The organism is Myxococcota bacterium (assembly GCA_039030075.1).
Lineage (GTDB): Bacteria > Myxococcota_A > UBA9160 > UBA9160 > SMWR01 > JAHEJV01.
The window spans coordinates 1-4,885 of sequence record JBCCEW010000053.1 but is presented as its reverse complement, the minus strand read 5'-3'; the positions used below and the strand labels follow the sequence as shown (position 1 = coordinate 4,885).

3 protein-coding genes and 1 pseudogene are annotated in these 4,885 nt (G+C 70.1%); 3 read left to right on the top strand and 1 reads right to left on the bottom strand.

The window, feature by feature from the left end:
- Positions 1-1,207 (top strand): MFS transporter (locus AAF430_26610; protein ID MEM7413828.1); only part of this gene is annotated, 1,207 nt, incomplete at its 5' end.
- A 4-nt stretch (positions 1,208-1,211) separates the two neighbouring features.
- Here the strand turns inward: AAF430_26610 and AAF430_26605 are convergent.
- Positions 1,212-1,934, bottom strand: a complete 723-nt coding sequence (locus AAF430_26605) for a GntR family transcriptional regulator (protein MEM7413827.1) — start codon at positions 1,932-1,934, stop codon at positions 1,212-1,214.
- 145 nt (positions 1,935-2,079) lie between these two features.
- Here AAF430_26605 and AAF430_26600 point away from each other — a divergent pair, with 145 nt between their 5' ends.
- Entirely contained in the window at positions 2,080-3,546 is a 1,467-nt protein-coding gene (locus tag AAF430_26600) for an alpha/beta hydrolase domain-containing protein (protein MEM7413826.1), read from the top strand.
- Positions 3,547-3,695: 149 nt separating this feature from the next.
- A pseudogene (locus AAF430_26595) lies at positions 3,696-4,805 on the top strand (alkaline phosphatase PhoX).
- Positions 4,806-4,885: the final 80 nt, after the last annotated feature.

Sequence of the window (4,885 nt, the reverse complement as noted above, 5' to 3'; positions counted from 1 at the left end):
CCTCTTCCAGCTGAACCTCAAGCAGATCCAGGCCGATCTCGCGATCGCGGAAGGCAGCCTCGGCTACCTCGGTTCGATCGTGCGGCTCGGCGGCGTGCTCGCGCTGCCGATCGCGCTGGCCGCCGACCGCTTCGGACGGCGCCGCCTGCTGCTCGTCACGGTGCTCGCCTACACGCTGCTCACCGGAGCCACCGCATTCGCGCCCAACGCCGAGGTCTTCGTCGGGCTGCAGCTGCTCGCGCGCGCGTTCGCCGTCGCCGAGACGCTCATCGCGGTGGTGGTGATCGCCGAGGAGTTCGCACCCGAGCACCGCGGCTGGGGCATCGGGGCGCTCGGCGCCATTCATGCCTGCGGCGCCGGGCTCGCGTCGGTCGCGTTCGGCTTCGTCGACGTGCTCCCCTACGGATGGCGCACGCTCTACCTGTTCGGCCTGGGCCCGCTCCTGCTCGTGGCCTACTGGCGACGCACGCTGCCCGAGACGGATCGCTACACCGAGCTCGAAGCACAGCGACAGTCTGCGCCGCAGGTCACGCCGGCACTCGAGCCCGTCCTCGCGCTCTGGCGTTCCCACCGCGGCCGGCTGTTGGCCCTCGCGGCGGCCGCCCTCGCCTTCGGTTCGGTGATGGGAACCGCGGGCTTCTTCGCGCCGAAGTACCTGCAGGACGTCCACGCCTGGACGCCCGCCTCGGTCGCGCTGCTCACCTTCCTCGGCGGCATGTTCGCGATCGTCGGGAACCCGCTGGCCGGTTGGCTCTCGGATCGCCACGGGCGGCGGCCGATGGCCTCCCTCTTCGGGTTGGGGTTCGGGCTCGCCACCCTCGCGTTCTACTCCGCCGCCGGGATCTTCGCGCCGGCGCTCTACATCTTGCTGCTCTTCTCGATGATGGGCACCGACGTCACCCTCTCCACCTACGGTGCCGAGCTCTTCCCGACGGCCCAGCGCTCGACGGCCTCGGGCGTACGCACGGTGGCGCGCGACGGCGGCATGGTGCTTGGCCTGGCTGCGGTCTCCGTCTTGTTCCACGCGCTCGGTTCGAACTGGAGCGCGGTGTCGGTCGTGGCCACCGCTGCCTTCCTGGTGCCGGTGCTGGCATGGCTGGCGCTGCCGGAAACGGCGGGGAAGACCCTCGAGGAGATCGCGAATCCGGGCGCGGCGAACGACGCCGCTTCCCCGGTCGACACGAAGGATCCCCAGCCCCAGACCTGACGGGCTAGCCGCGGAGGGCGCCGTCGGTCTGGTACTGGAAGCGATCGCCCCGATACGTGCCGAGGAAGTGCTCCAGCGGACGGCCGTCCGCCGCGCGGAGAATGCGGCGCACCCGCAGCATGGGCGCCCCTTGGCGGACACCCAGGAGCGTCGCTTCCTCCGCGTCGGCCGACACCGCCTCCAGCGTGCGCTCGGCACGCGCTCCGTTCAGGTTCGAGACCTCGGCGAGATAGTCCGTCGAGCTTCCTGTCTCCAAGGCGGCGAGGGGCGCGCGCTGGGGCGCGACGTTCGCGTGGGCCACCAGCACGCCGATCGGCACGTCCCCGGCGAGCCGCAGCCGTCGCGTGAAGAAGAGCGTCGCTCCCTCGGCCACTTCCAGGGCGGCCGCCAGCATCGGCGTGGCGGGCCGCGCTTCGGCGGCGAGCACCCGCCAGCCCGGCTCGCGACCGACCGCCTGCAAGCTGTGGCTCAGCTGATGCTGAGGACCATGACGCAGCTTCGCGGACGCGAGGAAGGTGCCGCGTCCGCGGAACCGCTCGATGAGGCCCGCCAGCTCGAGCTCCTTCAGCGCCTGACGCACGGTGGCGCGCGACACGCCGTAGGTCCGGCCGAGCTCCTCGTCGCCGGGCATGCGGTCGCCGGGCGCCCAGACGCCCGCCTCGATGCTCGCGAGCAGCTCGCTTTTCAGCTGCAGATACAGGGGGATCGGGGATTTCGGGGCAAGCATCGGAGCCTTCTGGGAAGAATTTAGAGGGTCTGCACGAAATTGTCCGGATATTAGGATCTTTCTTGACCCACGGCTCTCCGGCGAAGGAAGATCCGGCCTCGCCCGTGTGGGCGCCCGACGCACCCGAACCGAAGGAGTGGACCCGATGACGCGCTGCCTCCGCCTCGTTCTCTGCCTCTGGACCGTGCTCGTGACCGCGCCGGCACTCGCCGCGCCCGACGCCCCGGTCGTCGTCTCGACACCGACCGTGGGCGACTCCTTCTCCCCGGGCTTCCGCGACATCGCGGACTTCCCCCTCCCCTACGTCGAGGAAGAGTTCTTCATCGAGGGCACCGCCGACGTCTTCGCCTACGACAACGATCCGCCCACCCGCGGTGAGAAGAGCGTCGTCTCGACCCTGCCCTACAAGACGCGCTTCCTCGTGCGGCGGCCACAGAACGCCCACGACTTCAACGGCACCGTCGTCATCGAGTGGTTCAACACGACGGCGGGCTTCGACACCGCCCCGGTCTACGACGCCTCGGCCGGCCACTTCGGCCGCGAAGGCATGATCTACATCGGCTTCACCAACTCGCAGCAGGGGCTCGGCTTCCTGCTCTTCGGATGCCCGGCGCTCGTGACCTTCGAGCCCCAGTGCCTCGGCCGCTACGCAGATCTCTTGATCGCCGAGGACGGGCAGGCCTACGAGATCGCGAGCCAGCTCGCGAACCTGCTGAAGAACGGGGCCAACAACCCGCTGCCGGCCGGCTTCCACGTGCAGCGCATCTTCCACGCCGGCCAGTCCCAGCAGGGCGGCAGCGTCACCACCTACGCGAGCGAGTTCCACTTCCCCGTGAACGACGGCTACTTCATCCAGTCGGCCGGCGGTGGCTCGCGTTCCCTGTCGACGGATTCGCCCAGGTTTGCCACCGGCGATCCCCAGGGCTTCGCCCCTCGCGACCTGCCGGTGCCGGTGGTGCGGGCCGTCGGAGAGAACGACGTGGTGCGCAGCATCCTCACGCGGGGCACCCGTCAGGAGGACGCACCGAACTTCCGCTATTACGAGATCGCGGGCGGCGCGCACAACGCGGTGCACAAGGACATCGAGGTGATCCCGGCGGGCGTGCTCACCCCCTTCCCGATCTTCCTCGAAGACGTGTGTGCCCTGCCGTCGAACACGACCGGCGACGGACCCGTGTTCTCGGGAATGGTCTACAGCGCCACCTTCCGCAACATGGAGAGGCGCGTGCGCCGAGGGCGGCCGCTTCCGCGGGGTGCCGTGCTCGAGACCGACGAGAACGGCGTCGTGCGGGACGAGTTCGGAAACGCGCGGGGAGGCATTCGTCTGCCCCAGCTCGACGTGCCCGTCGCGACCTACGGCCCCTTCAACGTCCCGAACCCGGCCCTGCCCTTGCCGCCTGACCTGGCGGGCCTGGGCCAGCTGATCTGCGCCCTCAACGGATCGGTCACCGACTTCGACACGGCGACCATCGACACGCTCTACCCCACGCCGCGCAGCTTCCGCGTCCCGTTCTTCTGGCGGACCCTCTCGCTCGTGTGGAAGCGCCTGCTCACGGTGGAAGACGCGATCCAGCTGCTGCGCGAGGCCTACGCGTCGGAGGCAGGGAGCTAGCCACCGACGCTTTCGGTTCCCCACGAACCGCGAGGGTCTGACGGGGGTTCGCGCCTTCGCCGCGGGCCCTCGCGGTCGGGGTATGCTGGAGCGCTGGGAACGACGGAGGTTCCGAGCGCCCCGTGAAGACCGCACAGACCGACGGCCCGATGCTCACCCGCCGCGCGCTGCTGCGACGGAGCGCGCACACGGCCGGCAGCACCGCCGCGCTTTCTCTGTTCGGGAACGCGGTCGTCGCGACTCCGGCGGGAGCAGCGAGCGCGGACGACTTCGGTCCGCTGCAAGCCGCCGACGCCAACGGGCTGGAACTCCCGGTGGGCTTCACGTCGCGCGTGGTCGCCACCAGCGGTCAGACCGTGACGGGCACCAGCTACACCTGGCATCCGAACCCGGACGGTGGCGCCGTCTTCCCGACGCCCAGCGGCGGCTGGATCTACGTGTCGAATGACGAGAGCTCGGGTGGCAGCGGTGGCGCGAGCGCGCTCGTCTTCGACGCGAACGCCGACATCGTCGATGCGTACAGCATCTGCTCGGGCACCACCCGCAACTGCGCCGGGGGCCCGACGCCTTGGGGTACCTGGCTCTCCTGCGAGGAGACCGGCAGCGGCCAGGTGTACGAGTGCGACCCCACCCAACCGGGGAGTGGCGTCGTGCGTCCGGCCATGGGCAGCTTCAACCACGAAGCGGCCGCCGTCGATCCGGTGCACGAGTGTGTCTTCCTGACCGAAGACACCGGCACCGGGAAGTTCTACCGCTTCACGCCCGCCAGCTATCCCGATCTCTCCGCCGGCACGCTCGAGGTGGCCCAGGTAGCGGGGGGTTCGATCGCGCCGGGAGAAGTGAAGGGCCTCTCGTGGACGACGAGCGTCGGCAGCGGCTTCGCCTTCAACGGCGGAGAGGGCTGCTGGTACCAGGACGGGCTCGTCTACTTCTCGACGAAGGGCGACGACCGGGTCTGGAAGCTGGACACCACGGTCACGCCCCACACCCTCGAGATCTACTACGACGGCTCGGGCGCCCTCACCGAACCCGACAACGTCTTCGTCGCGGGGAACGGCGACGTCTACGTCGCCGAAGACGACGGCAACCTCGAGATCGTGGCGCTCACCCCGAGCGGCGGGGTCCACCCGATCCTGCGCCTCACCGGCACGAGCAACACCGAGATCACCGGCCCTGCCCTCAACCCCGACGGCACGCGCCTCTACTTCAGCTCGCAACGCAATCCGGGCCGCACCTACGAGGTGACCGGACCGTTCCAGCCGGCGTCGTCGCCGGGCATCCCCACCCTGGGGCCGCTCGGCGCCGGCCTGCTCGGCGGCGCGCTCAGCGTCGCGGCGCT